The organism is Nocardia sp. (genome assembly GCF_025465275.1).
Lineage (GTDB): Bacteria > Actinomycetota > Actinomycetes > Mycobacteriales > Mycobacteriaceae > Nocardia.
The window spans coordinates 1-18,164 of record NZ_JAODNK010000085.1 but is presented as its reverse complement, the minus strand read 5'-3'; the positions used below and the strand labels follow the sequence as shown (position 1 = coordinate 18,164).

Here is an 18,164-nt window from a genome sequence, read left to right as displayed (position 1 = left end):
GCGCACTGGCTCAAGGGCCTGCTGCTGGTCCTCGACGACGAACCACTTCTCGTGCTACACCGCGCGACCAGCCAGGGCTGGCGCTGCACCATCAGCGGCATCGGCGACAACTTTCAACTGCACACCCTGCTGGCAGACCGCCTCGCGGGCCAGATCCCCGAAACAGCGCCCTCCCCGGTCGAACTGGCGGCCGCGGAAACCGGCGACCAACCTATGCCGCCCGGCGGCATCAAGGGCAATTTCAACCTGGTCGACGCCTACGGCGACTGGATATGGAACGAGGGACGCCCCGCCGACATCGGCATGTACGAGGGAGTCCGTGTCGCCGTCATCGACCCGCAGCCCTACCCCCGCACATGGAACGTGGGCCGCCTTTACCCGCATATGCCACCGACGCTCACCATCGACGCGAAGCTGGCTGACCAGGAGGCAGCGGCCTGGCTCGGCAAGATCAAACCAGACGCCAGGAGCTGAACCCAGCGCCCGGGTCACACGGCTTGGCGGGAGTTCAGGCGCCCGCACTGGGGCACAGTGTCATGTATCGACGCTGACAGGATTTTGTGCGATCGTCGTCGATACCATCTGGCCCGATCGGCTGCATCAACTCAGCAGTGCCAATGCGTCGTTGAAAATCGTTGTTCAGGATCCCGCGATTGTGAGGCTGCGTGCAACTCGCGAGGACAACGTCTGCGGGAGTTCAGAATAGGTGCGGTGAATCGGACTGTGGCCTCCCAGGTGAGGACCGGCGCCCGGTTTCGCAGCGATCGACGGGCAGTGGTTTCAGCGACTGTGCCTCGACCGCGAAATGTTAACCGACGGTGCGTGCTCGCGACCCGATACGACGGGCATCATCAGCGGTCTGTACGGATCCAGTGTCGACCCGCGCTGCGGATACTTGTTTGCGCGCTGCGGGAACGGCGAGGCAGCGCCGCGGCGACCGTACGCCAACCGACACCGTACTTGCGTTCGGTCTCCCGATTACTCAGTACCGCACGCGAATCCGCGCGGGTCGCCGAGTAGAGCTCGATCCTGGAACGCTTCCCCGGGCCGGCACACACAGTCCCTTCCTCGCCCGCGCGAACCTCACATGGTCACCACAGAGACGATAACCAGTCACCGACCCGGGTTCCGTCCAATTTCGCGAACACCACCCCTGTCCGATTCCGGGGTGCCGCCCATTCACGGACAGACCCTCCGTCCAGATTGATGGACGCTGCCCGTCCCGGCGTGCACTTGGCCAGAGTTGCGGCGAGGCTGGGAAGAGTGCGAATTCTTTTGTGTAGGAGTGCGATTCAGCTCCCCAGCGGTGGGGACGCTGCTTGGTCGTCATCGGAGACCGACCGCCATAGACTCGCGGCGCGCGACGTATTTCCAATAGAAGGGGAACCGCGATGTTCGACAGTAGATTGCCTGCGAGCCGTAGGGTCATCGCCCGGATTTGCGTCATTGCCGCACTTTCGGCGATATCCGTAGGAGTGGCAGATATTCCGGCCTTTGCAACACCGTGTGACTCCTCCGGCGGAGTTTCTTCGGATCGGCCGTATCCGGGTTCCGATAGTTGGCACCACGGGCCGGAATGGCGGAGCCCCTACCCTGATCCGCCCCCCTTCGGCTACCCGCCGCCGTGGGATGGGCCTGTTCCGCGCGACTCCCGGCACGGGCAACTCCCCTACCCTCCTCGGCCCCCGCTCGCGTGCACCGGCTCATTCGGAAGTTGCTGATCGCTGCGACATCACGACCGTGCTTGCCAGACCAACCTGGCAGGCACGGCAACCGACCACTCCGACCGACTTTCGCAACATGCAGTGGCTCTATCGGTGGTTCGGGTTACCGGCTACGCGGTTCTCAGAGTGCCCTTCACACGTAGATAGACGCTCTCGACGCTGATCTCCGGCGTTCGGGCACGACGTAGCGCTGCGAACCACGCCAGGCGTGAACCGCGAAGATGCCTTTGGGCTACAGCGTCTGCGACGACTCGAAGTTGCACCGACGTGGCGGGGGCGCCTGCATCGACCAGAATCTCGGCTGCGACGCATACTCGTTGAAGGTTGGTGGGGTCGGGCGCCGCTGAGGCGACGCGATCACCGTTGCGCAGCAAGTCTACTCCCACGGTTCCTGGAAGATGCTTCGGACCGAAATCGACTGTGCTGTACAGAAAATAGGCGATACCCGGAGATTGACTTCCGCCGTGGAGTTGGATTTCTGTACCTGTGGGGTCCATCCCGATGAGTGACCGGAGCTCTCCGGTGGACCGGAAGTGAGCTTGATCGCCGCCGGAATACCCGTAGTTGTGCAGCGGGATCGGTGAACCACTGATCACCCGCGGGCCGTAGGGATCTCCTTCGTCGACAACCTGGTCGAACACGGCGGACGGCGGTTTGCCGTAGTCGTGTTCCCAGTCTCGTAGCCGACTCCATTGTGCGCCGCCGGGGTTGGCGTCGATCAACTTCGCGGCCCCGGCGAAGCTGCCGTCGACGACGCTGGTCAAACATTCTGCCATTCCCCCATCGAACCGCCGCCAACGATCGCCGGGGTCCAGGTGGTGCAGATGCACCGCGATCGGCCACTCGGCGGGATCGTCGCCAGCGGCCACCCAGAAGAACATATCCCCGTGCCATGTCTTGCCCCACATGAGCAGATCGACGGAATCCGATACGGCCGGGTCAGTCTGGTATTCGTCGAGCGGAACGGGACCGAATTCTTCGAAGAAGCCGATGGATTTCAACCAGCGGCTGCGGTCCAGCAGAGAAGTCAGTGAGGGCCGATCTGCTGTCTGGTAGGCCGGAGCGAACACCGATAGCTCTTGGTTGATCTGGCCCTCGCCGTACAGGTTGATGAAATCGTGGTAGTCCGCGGGCAGCCGGAAGCCCATGGCGTGCTCGATTTCGTCCCAGGGTGGAGCTATGACCGGAGGCAATGGAGGTGGTGGCATGAGCGAAATCAGTTGCGCGACAGCAGGATCCACGGACGTCCTCTCGATCGGTCATAGCGAACGTCACAGCCGCGAATCGTTTTACCGCAGTGGGAACGAAACGGGCTCAGTCGAGGTCTTCGAGGACTACTTGACGATTGCCACAACCCTTGAGGCTCTGTCTCAATCGGAGCGCGTTCACACGGCGATACTTGCCATTGATGTCGCGATACTCGTCGCGTTAGCAATTCGCTCCCCCCGGGCTGCGCCTGAGCTTCTCTCGTAGTATTGATCGAATGCGGCAGCTGCCGCGCCAGGTGTTTGTGCGGATTTGACATGAGCGTACGCGCCTGATTCTCCACCGTGCAGTTCGCTCATCATGTAGTCGACTTGGACATGCCAATCGGTGACTGATTTGCCCTGAGCGGCGGCGAACTGCTCGAGTTGCTGGCGCCGACCACCTTCCCACTGACACAGGCCTATGGCGCCTTCTTGCGGATTGAACGAGCCGGTGTTGAACCCTGATTCAGTCTGCATATTGCCGAGGATGCCCGCCGCCTGCGCTGGGGTGAATCCATAACGGGTGATGAGGTATTGATAGATGTCGCTGACCTGAGCCTTCTTGCCAGCAGCGATAGGCTCTGCACTGCTGGGGCTACCGCCGCCTGCGGCGTTGTATCGCGATGCGGCGGGAGAATCATTGCCGCCCAAGCTGTTCGGATAGTTGCTGCCGCCCGAGTAGTTCGCGGGAGCAGGAGTGCCCGTTGTGGGGGCGCTCTGGGCCACTGCATCGCCGTGTGCTTGGTTCTGCCCCACTGCCTGCGAGACTTTCTGCTCCGCTGTGTTTACGGCATCGTCGATGCTTCCTATGACATCCAATTGCTGCTGCAGATTGAGAGAGGGTTGATTGCACGCTGCGGCGAGAATGCCCGTGATCACGTCGATCAGGCCCGTGACTTGAGAATTCGTGCTGCCGCTGAGTTCGGCTGACTTCTGAGCGATATCGGCGATCTTGTCGTCCAGTGAATTCAGTTCGTTCTGATACAGCGTGATTTGCGCCTGAGCCGCTTGGTAGTTGTTCGCGAGTGCGCCGCTGGCTGACGGCGTTGGATCCATTGCGCGCAATTTTGCTGACGTTAGTCCCTGCGCCGTGCCGTCGCCGACGCTGTCGCGCATGGTCTGCAGGATCGGCTGAATATAGTCGCGGTATTCGTCCAGCACCGGGGCGTTGGCGGGGCGCGGCAGTATCAGCGGGGCACTCATGTCTCACCTTCCGCTGCGCGTCGGTCGTGTCCCCAGCTTCCACTGGGCCCATGGTGGCATGGTAGCCCGGTTCCAATTGCCTTCCGTATCAGCGAATTTCCCACGAAAGGGAAGGTTTCACGGACAGCAGCTATCGACCGATATCTCCAATCCTGTTCTCAGGCATGGGAATACAGAGGATGAGCCTGGCAGGCGTGAAAGGGTTATCGTTGAAGCCGCTGCGAGGCAGTTCGTCACTGCTCCGCAGCGCTGATCGGTGCGTCACGACATTCTGCCGTGTGCCCAGAAACGATTCATCTCCCACGCTTGAATCCCTGGCATTCGGCGAGTACGTAAGGTTTGCCCGCACATTCATGCCTTGCGTCCAGGCGTGACACACCGCCGCTTCCGGCTCCTCGCCCCCTCCGGCGGGCCTGGGAAGTGGTGTTGATTCAGTGCGCGCGTACATCGCCGGATGGTCGGCGATGTCCGCGCGCACTGTCTTTCACGTCTGCGCGCACAATGCATCACCGATCGGTAAGCCTTCCTGCACATCACTCGATCGCACAGAATTCTCCATGGTAAATGCCCCTAGGCCCGCGCCAGATCGATGCAGCGATAGCAGCGCCGAGCTCTTCCCGCCAGCGAGAACAGTGGGATTCCGAATAGTGAAACATTGTTTGATGTCACGCTATTTTAAGGCACGTTATCGGACGGTGGTTCTGGCGCTGCTCGGAGAGCGTGGATGAATCGAGATTCGACAGCACGTAAGGAAGACATCGATGCGCGCGCAGGTCACCAACTGCGAGTTCTTCGCGTCCACTCTGCTCGCATGTGCCTTGACGGTGATTCCGGTCCTGGGCACGACTTCGGCGGCCGCAGCCCTGGGGAGTTCACTCGCCGGAGAAACTCGCGATAGCGGCAGCCATGGCGGACATGACAACAACCGATCCCGTGAGGGTGGCGGCCGTAGTTCGCGCGCTCCGCAGGCGGCCGCGATCGATGGTCGCCGTGTCGCGGACCAGGGCTTGCCGCAATACGACGGGTCAACTGACAATCGCCGGGTTGGGGACAGGGACGTCGACTCCGGTGATACCGAGGGCCGGCGTGTGGCCGATCGGGATGATCTGCCCACTGGGCCGCCCTTGATCAACGGACACAGTGACAAGCACCTGTGCAGGCCGTTTGTGGCCTACTGCCCCGAGTTCTGAATCCACTGTTCGCCGTGTGCCGTGACCGGGTTGTCCCGGCACATCACGTTGCCGTGGCACAGGGGGTCAGGACAGTTCGCCGTCGGTGCAGTTACTGGACGATCGCCAAGTCGGGTCCGGTCGAATCACCGGGGAATCGAATGCCCACTGGGAGACTGGTCCGGCTGAGCGCCATAGCAGTGTGCCCCCGACGGAGAACAATTCATAAATGTCGCCCGGGCCTTCGATGAGCTGGTTGCCGACGCAGTAGTCGTTGTAATCGGTGCCGGGCTGCAGGGCGCCGGGGCTGAATTGGCCGACCGGATTGCCGGCTCCAGGACTGTAGACGCTACCGATGTGTCCCGGACTGGGGGTGCGGTTCCAGCGTGCGGCGCCGAAGCCGTCGGTGGTGCAGGTGAAGGCCCAGCCGCCTGCCCAGATGGTGCCGCCCTGCCGGTATCCGGCGCTGGCCCACAGGCAGCCTGCGTGCGAGGCGTTCGCAGTCGCGGACGGCGTCGCGGTGAGGGCGAAAACGCCTACGGCAATAGCCGCCGCCGACAAGACGCGCGTACGCCACCGAGATCTGGATGTATGGGTATGTGTCCGAGGGTGTTGTGCGCTCGTGAACATCGATGTCTCCGTTTCGCCGTCAGCCGTTTCGGGCCATCGGCGACTCGTATAGCGGCGCTAATATTGACATCGATCAACGTACCGCTGATTAGCGGCGCATATCTCTCCTATGTTGCCACCCATGGGAGGCCGGCCGACGGCCATCGACCAGGACTCCTGGAGCGCCTCGTCGATATCCGTCCGCGTCCAGTTCGAGTTTGCGCCCGAAAACGTACCCACCAGATCTCCCCGGCTGCCCGGCGGGACCCACAGCGCAGAGGTCCACACGTTCGGCGAGGAACACGGGATCCTGCGGGTGCGGCTAGGTTTGCCGTGCCAGTCCCACTGCCACCTGAACCCGCGACTGAAGGTTCAGTTTCGCCAGGATACTCGAGACGTGTGATTGGATCGTGCGGGGAGACAGGAACATCCGGCTGGCGATCTCGGAATTCGACCGTCCCTGCGCCACCTGCGCGGCAACCTTTCGCTCAGTGGGTGTCAGCGCTTCCCAGCCGGTCTTGGGCCGATTCCGGGGACCACGACGACCACGCCGGATTCCAAGGTCCCGCATACGGGCCTCGGCCCGGGCAATATCCCATGCAGCGTCGAGTGCGGTGTACAGCTCGATCGCCTTCTCCAGCGCGGAACGTGCCTCCTCCGAGCGACTTCCGCCCGCGAGCAGCACCGCGAGATTCTCGTTCGCCTGGCCCTGATACCACGGTTGGCCTGCGCGGCGATAGGCCTCGACAGCTTTGGCGACGAGCTCGACGTTGCTCTCGGCGAGTCCACGGCACAGTAGCGCATTCGCGTGCCAGCCCGGGGTGTGGTAGCGCGCCTCCAGCGCTTCCGCAGCGGTGGCGACACTGTCGGCGATGTCGCCTCTGCCGGTGACTGCGGCCAACCGGGCGATGTCCGCGTAGAGCGGGGACACGGCGACTGAAGTCAATTCGTCGGCAAGCTCGGCGACGATATCCGAGAGTGCCGCCAGCGCCTCGGTACGTCTGGCCTGTGATTCGTGCACCAATGCCTGTACCCATGGACGCAGATGGCCCGAGTTGCGGCTTCCTGTCCGATCGGCCGGTTCGGGCAGTGACGCTGGATCACCGGTAAAACTGCCGCGGCGCACGGCGATCAGCGCGATGAGGCACTGGGCGGCGGCCGAATAGCCGAATACGTCCGGTTCGTTGTGCACGACGCGCACGTCGGAGATAGCGTCGTCCCACCTTCCCTCCAGATAATGCGACCGTGCCAGGTCCAATCGGCTCGACCCGAGAAACATGTCGGAGGTGCTCTCGCTCAATCGGATTGCCAGTGTGAACGACTTCTCCGCCGCCGCGTACTCACCGAGTTCGCGATGGCAACGTCCGCTCAGTAGATAGGGGGCGATGTGGGAAAGTCGTCCGCGGCCGGTGAGTTCATAGTTTTCCACCAAACGATCGCCAAGTTCTTGCGCTTCACGGAGAAATCCCTGTTGGTATCGCAGAAGGCCGAGCGCGAAGGCTCCCAGACCCCAGGCGATCGGATCCGCGAAGGTGTCCGCGGTCGAAATCGCCAGGACCGAAGCCCGTTCCACCATTTCACACCGTCGTTGAAACAGATAGGACAGTGCGCAGAAACCGAGGTATTGACCTCTTTGCAGGGACGTGAGGTCTGACTGAGCAAGGACCGATTCCGCAACCGCAACCGCATCGGCGACGTTTCCTTGAGCGAAGCATGCGTGGGCCAGCAGCCAGTACAACAGTGCTGGCGGCTCCCGGTCTGCCGCAGCGGCAATGTCTGCTAATGCCCGCCTAGCTGCCGTTTCGGCATTGGCGGGACTTCCGCTCCACATCAGTGCCCTGACGTGCCACAGTCGGAGGGCATCGCAGCGAGCAGCGTCCAGCCCAGGAGTCAGGATCGCCCGACTGAGCAGGGTTACTGCCAATCCCGGCGCGCGGATGGTCAGCCGCTCTGCGGCACCGATCAGCCAGTCCAGACCGGCACTCTCCAGTGGTGCATCACCGGCCAGCAAGTAGGTGGCGATGCGCTCGACCGGCGCATCCACCGACATCAGCACGCGTGCAGCACGCAATTGCAGGGTTACCCGTGTCGAGGGGGGGAGCTGGTCGGCCAGCACCTGGCGAATCAGGTCGTGACGGAAAATCAGGTCCGCGCCGGCCCGAACGAGGATTCCGGACTCCACCGCAACGCTGATCACGTCCCAGACATCGATCAGAGCCGCACCGAGCACCGATGACAATTCGATCGCTTCGACGTCGGTGCCCAGCGCCGCTGCCATGGGAAGAATTTGACGCGACCGCGGCGGAAGGAAGTCCAACCTGCGGACAATCACATCGGTCAGCGACGCAGGCAACCGGATCTGCTCCGGGCTCGATGCGCTCTGGGCGTCGCGATCCGGCCTGATTTCTCCAAGCTCGATCATCCCGGCCTGCATCAGCCCGGTCACAAGTTCGATGATGTACAGCGGGTTGCCGCCGGCGCCGGCTATTACGCCGGACAGGCGAGGCCCCGCGGGCGAACCGAACGACATCTCCACTAGTGCTGCCACCTCGGTGTCGTCCAAGGGGCCGAGACGTACATGCTCAGCCGCCCATGTCTCGAACTGACCGATCAAACTCGACAGGTCACCGTCGCGTGGTAGCGGGCGGAGGGCGATAACGATCAGGATCGGAAGCGAGTTGGTGAATTCGCCGAGCCGTTGCAGCATGAGCAAACTCGATGGATCGGCCCAGTGCGCATCGTCCATGATCAACATAATGGGCCCGGACGCGCAACTGTCCTTGAAGCCGACGACCAGTGACTCGACCTGTGCGATTTCGCGGCCGATCGCCACGCTGGCGACGTTGACGTCCGCCGGGCCGATCGTGTCGGAGTTTTCCGACGAAGCTGCCGAAAGCGATGCCGAAGCCGCGAAAGGCACTCGTTGCTCGAGTTCTTTGGCCTCACCGCGCAGAACCCTCACACCATCGGCGGTCGCCTGCCGTGCTGCGGCCACGAGTAGTGCCGTCTTGCCGATACCCGGTTCACCCTCGACGATAACGATCCCGCCCTGTCCTGAAATCGACCGGCGGACATGGGTTTGTAGTCGATCGAGTTCTTCCCTGCGACCGATGAGCTGGCCGATCAGGCCCTGCTGCCGAGCTGATGCAGCGCTCGTACCGGCGCTCACCTCTCCCGTAGGTCTGCCGGGCGCCGTGGTCTCGGGGTGTATTTTCATCATTCCTGCTTGCCTGCGAATCGAGGGGCCAGCATCTTCCTGGGGACATCGGGCATGTCCGTTGCGATTCCGGTCATATCTGCGGTTCGCAGTCCGGTCGAGCTCCCCGTGGCGAGATGAAACATCAAGGTGGAGAGGTTATTTCGCATTCTTGGCCCAGTGTGCCATCGGCGTCTGTTCCACCGGCATCGGGCTTCCCACCTCTTCCTGGTCGCTGCCGAAAATCAGCCCTCCGAATTCAGCCCTCGGGGCACCGGCGCGTTCGAGCACGTCATCCCGGGCTCACGACGTTATCTGTGTCGTGGGACGTTGCCCATGGCTCGTGTGCGACCTTGTGACGTGTTGTGCCAGAACGGAAAGCACATATGTGGCTTCGAACCCTGTGGAGGTACACTGATTTACTAGTAAGTCAGATTCTTACCAGCATTCGCCCGATAGTCAAGGGGTAATCGACGATGAAACCACGCCCCGCAGGCGGAGAAGGTCGTACCCGCTCGCAGATTCTCGACGTCGCCGGGCGGCTGGTACAGAGTCGTGGGTTCAACAACTTCAGCTACGCCGATATCGCTGCAACACTGTCATTGTCCAAACCTGCGCTGCACTACCACTTTCCAGGTAAGGCGGAACTCGGTCTGGCACTTGTTCAGCGATACGACCAGCGCTTCTTCGAAGCGCTGTCGACCGTCGACGAGAAGCGCGCTTCCGTCCGCCTGGAATTCTATGCGAGTCTGTACATCAGCGTCTTGCGTGAACAGCGAATGTGTCTGTGCGGCATGCTCGCAGCGGAGTTCAAGACGTTGACCGAGCCGATGCAACAGTCCGTGGTTCAGTTCTTCGACCGGAACACGGAGTGGTTGTCGGGGGTTCTGACACAAGGAATGAACGAGGGCACCTTCTCCTTCGACGGATCGCTGTCGGATAGGGCGCACGTCATCATCAGCTCCCTCGAGGGCTCGATGCTCCTTGCGCGGTTGTATGACGATCTCGACATCCTCCAGACAACGGTGACTCACCTTCTCGCTGGAGTGACGGCCAGCCAACTCGATGAAATCACCGACTCGGCAATGTAATTCACATCCACCTTCTGAGTGAGAGGTGAGCACGAAGCTGGGGCTCGCCCAGGTGCCGCCATCGGGTGGCCGTCGTCAACGGCGGCATCCCAGCCGGTTGGGCGATGAGCATGGTGCCGGCCCGAGGTATCTGCGTCGAATCCAGTTCTGTGCGGGTCGAGCTATCCTGAATTCGGCGCGAATCCTGCTTCGCGGCGCAACATTGCGCGCTGCCGATAACGCTGCGTGAATCCCGATACGTACGCGGCCGGCATGATCGACGATGAAGAGTGCTCGAGCACGCCATCATCCGCCACGTAGAATACCGCTCTGCCCACGGCGACCGCGCCCGTCGGCACAGGCACGTATACCAGCCAGCCGACTTCGATGCGGTCGGCGACCAGTTCCTGCAGCGGGTAGCCTGTCGTGTCGTAGCCGCGCCCGAGGATGTACTGCCGCACATGAGCAATGACCTGCTCAGCGGTGATTGGTTCGATCTGCATTCGTATCAGTCCGGCCAGCCCCAACTGATACAAGGCGCCGTCGATGTCGGACCGGTCCGAGCTGCCGAAGACTGCGGCCAGCCTTTCGCGGGTCATGTCGCGTTGTTCGGCTGCATTCACTAATTCCGCTGCTGCGTGGTGTAATTCCTGGTCGGCGTGCTCATCGATCAAGCCTGCGATGATGGCAGCGGCCGATTCGGCGGTCCACACCTCGGGCATGGCGGGCGCGCATCCTACGGCAGGCGGCGATTCCCCCCGATACCATCGTCCCGCTTCCCACCAGTAGCAGAACGACAGCAACCCGCTCCGTACTCGGGGGTTCAGCACTGGATTTGCGATCCAATCCGGCGCGCCGGCATAGTAGTTCGGCATCACCGCATCATCGTTGTAGGCGGCGTCCAACTCCGGCGCGTTCCACACTCCGCCGGAAAGCACAGCTTTCCCACCCGGCAACAAATATAGCGTCGATCCGCAGCGGCCAGGGCTTTCGAACCACCCGAGCGAGGGCAATACCCTCGGACCGTGTTCCGAGCGCACCGCGGTGAAGGCCGCAGCGACGGTCGCCCAGCGCGCCCACATCACAGGAAGATCCGGAAATTCGTTCTCCGCCAGTACAGGCCAGACATTAGCCACCCGATCGGCGCGGGCTTGCAGTGCGGCCGCACTCGGTACACGCAGTTGCTTGTCTCCATGGCCGAGGTAGGCCGCCATCCACACGGGTAGCCGATCGCGCGGAAATTCCTGTAAATCAGCTAGATACACTTCCGGCGGTAGTAGATCCTCGAACGGTTCTTCACCGTAGTCGTAGTCGATGTCGAAGTCGCCGTTTGCAGCCAGGCGCAACCGGAGGTTCCACCAGGGTCGGTGTTGCGGAGTTGCTGATACGGCTCTCAGGTGGCGAATCAGACTACACACTGCCGCGGACGGCTCGATCGGCTGCAATCGTTCACCGACCTCGTAGAACAATCGACCTCGGACGAGCCCGGCCGCTGTCATAAATTCCGCATCCACCGACCGCCACTGCGGTGGAGCTGTTTCGGTCAGTTCACGAACCAACCGTGCTACGAGGGCCTCCGCCGTCACCGAACCGGTGTCGACGAGTCGCCGCTCCCTGCCGAAGTCTGCGGGGAGTGGGATAGAACCGATCGACTCGAGTGCAAACTGGGCGTCGGAGGCAGCTTCAGGACTGCTGCTTTCGGTGCCACCGCGTTCGGTCAGATCAAGGTCGTCCCCGCTGTCGTCCTTCGAGCCAGCAGCGGTCGAGGTGACATCCCCGGTACTCACACGCAATCCTTTGTGATCCACTGCCCAGCAGCCGGCACTGCGTAATAGGCCGGCTTGTTGTCGACAGCGGTCGTCGCAGACCTCACACACGCCGCCGCACGCGACCGATCTCGCCCCATCCCGGTCCATAAATCCCGCTTCACGTGCACGTTGCTGTTCATCCTGCGCTTCCTTTCCCGATCTCGGTCGTGATCACTTCCGAGTGACCGCACAATCGACCAGATGCCAACGGAGCCAATCTTTCCAGCCTCAGACGGCGCGGAATACCAAGGGCCGGAGCGATATTCGTTCCAGATACTGTCGCACCGGGCCGATCCTCGCTAGAGGGTACGAACAGGGAAACGCGTGGAACATCCGCCACCTCGCGGAGACAGACTCCTCCTGGGCGGCAGCGGTGGCGACGGTGAAGGCAGGGCTCAGTTTTCGTCGTCCGGCAGAGGCCGAGTGCGACGCAGGGAGCGTGGCGGAGATCCGAAACTAGGGTAACGACCGCTCCCCCGGCACCTCTACCGGGAATCAGGTTGTGCTACAAGGGAACAGAACTCACTCACTCAGACCGAGGGCGGGCCCTGCAGAGGGTTCCCATCAGCGTACCGGCACCGGCTGGTTGAAACGCATGGTTTCAGGACGATCCTGTTGCCACGATCGGTGGCGTTGGAATCCACTATCCGTCAACATGTTCTGCATCCCCAGCAAGCCGAGGGCTCGCAGCGTTCAGCACGACTGCCGCAAGCGATCCGTTCGTGTATGAGGGCCTTTTGCGGCGGGTTTCAGTCGGTTGTTCCTATGTCTGGCGATGTTCTGGCGACGCCGCGGCGGCCGATGACCAGGTGAACTCCCTTTACCTTTGTCATATCGAGCACGTTACTCACCCGCTGATGAGATGGTGGAGCGCTTGTCAGTCGGCGGGTTATTCTCATCGGGCCGTGCGGCACCAAAGAATTTTTGTGCTGGTTGATATCCAGCACGATTCTGCCGTTGTTGTCGTATGCCACGCCAGCCCAGATCATCCCCCGCGGCCCGATGCCCGCGGCGGCGAATACCTGGGCGAGGTTATCGCACTGGGAAAATACTGGGCATCGCTGGCATGTCTCGATCGATCGGTGCCACTCGTCTGGTCCGCTCGCGTCGAGGTCCCAGTCGGTAGGCTTTGCCGAACATGGTACGCGAGGTTTCGTCGTAGACGTCGGCGTGGGAGTGTCCTCGAAGTTACTCATGGCGGCCTCCTGCGTGCTTTGTGTGGCCTCAACCCTCCCGCGAACGTCTGAAGCGAACATCGGAGTACCTACGCAGGTTTTGCTTACTGTGGCAACGCGGACGAGGTGTCCGCATCGCAGATGGATCAACTATCTCCGCGAAATTACCGATCTCCGACGGTTGTGTTGACCACGCGGGCTACTCCGTGCTTCTGCCCGCCCAACCTCCCAGCGCTGAGAAGACAAGCCGCCTGCGAACAACGAGACTTGGGGTGTGACTGATCGTCCGGCGGTGGCAGGGATCCAGGAGTTCTCGTCTCCCGACAAAGAGAAGGCTGTGGCGGTTGCGGAAGCGTTGAGCGCCTATGGATTCGAGCGTGTGGTGGTGCAACCACTGCGCTACTCGTTCCGTCCGGACATGGAACCTGCCGGTTGGCGCATCTTGGCAGTCGATGAAGGCCCGTACGACGAAGGCAAGCTGGGCGACTACCAGTTGGGCATCATCGGGCGGAACGCTTCTGCGATCGCGGAGCAGATCGGTGCGCGATGGGTACGTCCATACTGGGATGTGGGTGAGCTGGAAAGACCTGGCACCGGCGAGCAGTCGACGTTCGTGAACCCTGGGGCACGCCCTCCTGTTCCCTCGATACAGATCACTATTCGTTCAAGCCCGGCGGGGTTCAACGGACTCGACGACGTCGAGTGGACGCAGTTATCTCATGCCTACGGATCGGCCGAAGACATACCCGGCCTACTGCGTGAACTTCTGGAAGATCATTGGAACTGGGACAAGCTGCTGAATGAACTATTTTTCGGCTACCTTGTGCACCAAGGCACTTGCTACTCCGCTTCAGCACCTGCGCTGGCGTTCGCTGCCAAACTCACCGAGCCCGGCACGCTCCCCGCTGACCAGCGGTGCACTCTCTATCAGCACCTCCGGCTGGCGGTGGGCGAATGGACGGAACGGCAGGTTGCGGCGATCCGAGCCGACCATCAACCGCCGCTCCGTCCCGACGATGAATGGGCCAAAGCTGTCGTCGATTCCATCGGCGCTGAATTGCCAGCAATGCTGGGGCGCTGGAATATTGAGCCACCCATGAACAAGTACAACCTCGCCATACTCGCCGCAGTATTTCCAGATCATGGCAGGCTGGCAACCGAACAGGTCGGGGCCTTCGCCTCAGCGCTCCGCGGCACGCGACACGGGCCGTACTTAGGGCTCGCTGCGGCCAGCTTGCGTGGGAACGACCGCGAAGTGCAAGATCATCTTGCTGAAATTGCCTCCGAGACAGAGCTTCCCGAAACCAACTTACGAGCCAAGGTATTGTTCGCTTTGGATTACGCACCATCGGCCAGCATCGAAGACTTCCCGAATGCCCGTCCCCACAACAGTCCGCGGCAGAGCCCAGCTTGAAGTCGGCGACACCGAACTGGGATCGAATGTCCCGATGCTGATGCGAAGACAACGTGCCACAATTGGTTCCCGATGGTAGCGGGCACGCTTGGTACCGATACTCACTGACGCAGTACCCAAACCGCCCCGCCAACGGCACTCGCACCAGTTGCGCGATCTCGCGCCAGCAGACCACTGCAACGTGGGTGAAACGTGCTGTACGGCCTCAGATTCGGCATAGCAGGTCGCGAGGCTATGGTGTCCGCATGCGGCGCCGACTCCTGACCTTTTATCGGGTTAATTCGGTTTCGACACCGAGCTAGCCGGCCGGTACTCCACCACGGTGGAGGCTCTGCCGGTTGCTGTCACGGGAGGGTACGGAGGGCATTGGCCCACCTCAGGCCGTTCGATATGAAATCCACCGTTTGTTACTCACGCTCGGCAGTGTTCCTGGACTTGCACACCTTCGCGACGGGCCACATGTGGAATGCGAATACTCCAGATCGATCGACCGGGGAATACCGTTTCACGGCTGATGTATCGCAGGCCGATAGAAGCAAGTCTGGATATGCCGAGGAGAACTCGGCGAACAAGGAACCGATAGGGCGCTCCCATGCGTACCACGAGGGCGCCAACCCGAGTCAATGGGACCGAGTCACATGTCCAGATGCCACGATGAATGTCAGATCTGCGTAACCTTTTCCGGCCTCCCGCCCCTCAACTATCACGCGGACCCAGAGGTGGCTGCACGCTTTGCCCGAGCAGCCAGCCGGACCGGAGTGACCATTGCCATCCTGCCTGCTGCTGGAATAGACCTGCCTCCGTTACCTTGTGCTCGATTATGGGCCTGCTGAGATCATCGCGCCGTCGCGATCACAGTAAGCCCATCGTTGCGGGCACCGAACTTCGTGCCGTAATCGATTGAGCCGCAGAATTGCTGGTCATGGTAGATCTGTCCGAGCGGCTGGCGCCGGACGAGTTGTGGGTTCTGGTCGAGCCACTGCTGCCCAAGTTCGAATCCCTTCCACAGGGTGGGGGCGCCACACCCGCGGACGACCGGGCGGTTCACCCAGAAGCGGGTCACCGCCACGGTCGACGTCGCAGTTCGGAGCGTCCTGCGGGCTATCGAGGACGAGCAGGATAAACCTGAGATCGATCGGCATAATGCTGAAAGGCATTGGCAGCCAACTCAGCACGATGGCGGATGTCTCGAAACCTGTCGCTGCCTAACTTTGATCGTGGCTCCCGGTTTGCGCATCCGCCTCCCCTGGATGACAGCTCGACACGCTGCAATCGGTCGCCGCATGGCCGCCCCGCAGACGGCTCCCCTCGACTGCGGGGCGGCCCCACCAGACCGGTGGAAGACACATGTTGGAGTTTCAGTCCTTTGATCGACACACCGATGGCCGGCACACATAAACCTGACGTGTGCAGGGTCTGCGTGGTCGGTTGCACCACGCAGGCGGACTTGGCATTACCGGCATCAGTGCCAATTTCTGCATTTCTCTCACACTCGGGCCGTCTGGTTGAAGACTGCCGCCCGGACCGGGTCTGGCCGGGGGGCAATGCTTTCGGCCCCGAGGCTGTCGACACCCTTTGGCACGGATGGAGAACGACCGAGATCGCCTCGTGGTGATCATCGCGCGGTATGACAACGAGATCGATCGGTTCTTCGACTCGAACTCCGACCTGGCATCCCGATTCGCCAAACACATTCGTTTCGACTCTTGCATTGCCGACGAACTCGCAGAGATTCTTAAATATATTTCGGCACACAGTGATTCGGCGATACCCGACGACGCGCTGGTTTGGCTGGTCGGCGGGTGCGCCACCCTGCACAACAAGGTCACCAGTGACGGCACCGGGCAACGTCGCCGCAATATCGACTCTGCGGGCAACGCCCGGCTCATTCGGAATATTGTCGAAGCAGCCGAAGAATAACGCGAATCCCTCGTTCTCGACCGCCTCGACGAGCAGGAGCTATGCGGATCGAGGCCGACGACATGCACAAAGCCCTCGCCGACGTTCTCATCGGCCTCTCCTAACAGGAAGCTCATGACCGGCCTCTACGAATACTTCGCCGCTCCCGATGATGCTGCCGCCGCCGCGGCAGCTCGGTGCGATGCCTTATCACTAGGTCTGCCGTCGCTTGGTCTCATAGCCGGTATCGACCCGGCGGTTCAGATAGGCAGGCTGGAATCGCTGATGCGCCGAATCGACTTCGACCAAGTGCTTGGGCAGCCACGCTGGTGTGATTTGATCACCTCGATCAACCTTCGCACAGGTCCGTGGGTGGTGACCGTCACCGAGACTCTCCGTGAATCACTAGCCGACGCTGACGAATCCACCATCGAGCGCACGGCGGCCATATGGGCACGCGGCCAGGAATTCAGCTGTAACGACATCCTGTGTCTCGCAGAGTCCTTAGCGAAGTTCCTGTTTGACTTCGCAGCTCTCGCCCGTGAGGCGAAGGCGGAGTCCAGGCAGCTCTACTGCTGGATGTCGTTGTAGCGGTGGGACTTCCGACAACTGTGCATGGGCTTGTGCCACCATTGCTGACCACCGGGCGCATGTGAACAACTACCGGTTTCTAGTACGACTGCTCGAACACACAACGGTGCGCCGCGACGTGCGTATGTTGCACAACCTGATGAGTTAGCAGTTTACGATCACTGATCGTCGGGTTTGTGCTGGCTCCTCTGGCAGCCGCGGGTGGTGTGATTCTCGCAATCCTCCGACCGCAAGGGGCAATCGGCGATTCACAAATCATTATCGGAAAGGACAACGGGGCACTGCACGTCGTCGTGGACAACACCTTGCCCCGGCACTCACGGGCGCATTCGCACGGCTTATCACCGGAAACGCCGAGTCACCGATCTCGGTCAGGGGTGCAAAACTTTCGGCAAAGCCGTGCGGTCCGATGCTGGGAATACCCGGTGCGCCGGCGGCGCTTCCCAGGCCGGGCGCGCTGACGGCATCGGCATCGCCCCTGGGTAGGCGACTCCGTTATCCGAAGGCTACGGCTGCGGGGAATATAACCCCGGCTCGTAGGCTTCGTTTGCTTGACGCCGCGATCGAGGTGCCCACGAACCCACTTTCAGGGACCGCAATGGTCGACAGTCTTCGTGTGACCGATGCATGAACCATACTCGTTTTCATTCAGAGCCGCAATAGCGAATTCCAATATCTGGCGATCCTCCGACAATATCTCACGCCCACAGTTGCGTTCTACGTACTCCGTGGCGTCGAGATCGTCCCAGCGACTGTACGTCTCCCGTTCATACTCGAAGAATACGTGCTCAATCTTCTGGATCATTGAGTGATTGCCGGTCTCCCGAAGGATTTCAATGGCGTCTCTCTCCGGTGTTACGAAGCAATCCGGCAGGATCGTTATTATTCTGTCCGTGAGATGGCCGGCCGGGTTCGACCCGAGCGCCTATAGGGGTCGAAACGTCGTCGAACGTGCCTTCAACAAGATCAGACCGCTGACAACGACCCAGCCGTCAACTCCGACACGCGTGAGGACAAACGCTCGAAGAAGGCGTCCAACGGAAACTCGTCGGGCGCTAC

The 18,164-nt window shown here is 61.5% G+C and carries 12 protein-coding genes and 1 pseudogene; 7 read left to right on the top strand and 6 right to left on the bottom strand.

The window, feature by feature from the left end:
- Positions 1 to 474 (top strand): hypothetical protein (locus tag JWN03_RS20375; protein ID WP_297617222.1); only part of this gene is annotated, 474 nt, incomplete at its 5' end.
- Between the two features lie 1,360 nt (positions 475 to 1,834).
- Here the strand turns inward: JWN03_RS20375 and JWN03_RS20370 are convergent.
- Together JWN03_RS20370 and JWN03_RS20365 are read right to left on the bottom strand one after the other, a co-directional pair.
- Positions 1,835 to 2,965, bottom strand: coding sequence for a hypothetical protein (locus JWN03_RS20370; protein ID WP_297617220.1), 1,131 nt, complete (start codon positions 2,963 to 2,965; stop codon positions 1,835 to 1,837).
- 144 nt (positions 2,966 to 3,109) lie between these two features.
- The gene (locus JWN03_RS20365) at positions 3,110 to 4,174 is read right to left on the bottom strand and encodes a phage tail tip lysozyme (RefSeq protein WP_297617218.1); all 1,065 of its coding nucleotides are present in this window, start codon (positions 4,172 to 4,174) and stop codon (positions 3,110 to 3,112) included.
- Between the two features lie 761 nt (positions 4,175 to 4,935).
- Here JWN03_RS20365 and JWN03_RS20360 point away from each other — a divergent pair.
- A complete protein-coding gene (locus JWN03_RS20360) occupies positions 4,936 to 5,364 on the top strand; it encodes a hypothetical protein (RefSeq protein ID WP_297617216.1) in 429 nt (142 codons plus the stop codon).
- 66 nt (positions 5,365 to 5,430) lie between these two features.
- Here JWN03_RS20360 and JWN03_RS20355 read toward each other — a convergent pair whose 3' ends face one another.
- Both JWN03_RS20355 and JWN03_RS20350 read right to left on the bottom strand, forming a co-directional pair.
- Complete coding sequence (locus JWN03_RS20355; protein WP_297617214.1) at positions 5,431 to 5,904, bottom strand: hypothetical protein; 474 nt, start codon at positions 5,902 to 5,904, stop codon at positions 5,431 to 5,433.
- Positions 5,905 to 6,274: 370 nt separating this feature from the next.
- The gene (locus JWN03_RS20350; RefSeq protein WP_297617212.1) at positions 6,275 to 9,169 is read right to left on the bottom strand and encodes a helix-turn-helix transcriptional regulator; all 2,895 of its coding nucleotides are present in this window, start codon (positions 9,167 to 9,169) and stop codon (positions 6,275 to 6,277) included.
- 455 nt (positions 9,170 to 9,624) lie between these two features.
- On the opposite strand from JWN03_RS20350, the gene JWN03_RS20345 reads away from it, so the two are divergent.
- Positions 9,625 to 10,239: a TetR/AcrR family transcriptional regulator gene (locus JWN03_RS20345; RefSeq protein ID WP_297617210.1), complete on the top strand. Its 615-nt coding sequence runs from the start codon at positions 9,625 to 9,627 to the stop codon at positions 10,237 to 10,239.
- A gap of 161 nt (positions 10,240 to 10,400) precedes the next feature.
- Here the strand turns inward: JWN03_RS20345 and JWN03_RS20340 are convergent, their stop codons facing one another.
- Complete coding sequence (locus tag JWN03_RS20340) at positions 10,401 to 12,005, bottom strand: hypothetical protein (RefSeq protein WP_297617208.1); 1,605 nt, start codon at positions 12,003 to 12,005, stop codon at positions 10,401 to 10,403.
- Positions 12,006 to 13,475: 1,470 nt separating this feature from the next.
- Here JWN03_RS20340 and JWN03_RS20335 point away from each other — a divergent pair.
- Complete coding sequence (locus tag JWN03_RS20335; protein ID WP_297617206.1) at positions 13,476 to 14,615, top strand: hypothetical protein; 1,140 nt, start codon at positions 13,476 to 13,478, stop codon at positions 14,613 to 14,615.
- 835 nt (positions 14,616 to 15,450) lie between these two features.
- Here the strand turns inward: JWN03_RS20335 and JWN03_RS45840 are convergent.
- Positions 15,451 to 15,678 carry a hypothetical protein gene (locus JWN03_RS45840; protein WP_441343032.1) on the bottom strand — a complete coding sequence of 76 codons (228 nt, stop codon included), beginning with the start codon at positions 15,676 to 15,678 and terminating at the stop codon, positions 15,451 to 15,453.
- A gap of 521 nt (positions 15,679 to 16,199) precedes the next feature.
- Between JWN03_RS45840 and JWN03_RS20325 the strand changes: the two genes are divergently transcribed.
- From JWN03_RS20325 to JWN03_RS20315, 3 genes and pseudogenes are all read left to right on the top strand, one after another.
- Positions 16,200 to 16,535, top strand: a complete 336-nt coding sequence (locus JWN03_RS20325) for a hypothetical protein (RefSeq protein WP_297617204.1) — start codon at positions 16,200 to 16,202, stop codon at positions 16,533 to 16,535.
- Positions 16,536 to 16,649: 114 nt separating this feature from the next.
- Positions 16,650 to 17,105: a hypothetical protein gene (locus JWN03_RS20320; RefSeq protein WP_297617203.1), complete on the top strand. Its 456-nt coding sequence runs from the start codon at positions 16,650 to 16,652 to the stop codon at positions 17,103 to 17,105.
- A 176-nt stretch (positions 17,106 to 17,281) separates the two neighbouring features.
- Positions 17,282 to 17,736 (top strand): annotated as a pseudogene (locus JWN03_RS20315) (type VII secretion protein EccB).
- The last annotated feature ends 428 nt before the right edge of the window (positions 17,737 to 18,164 follow it).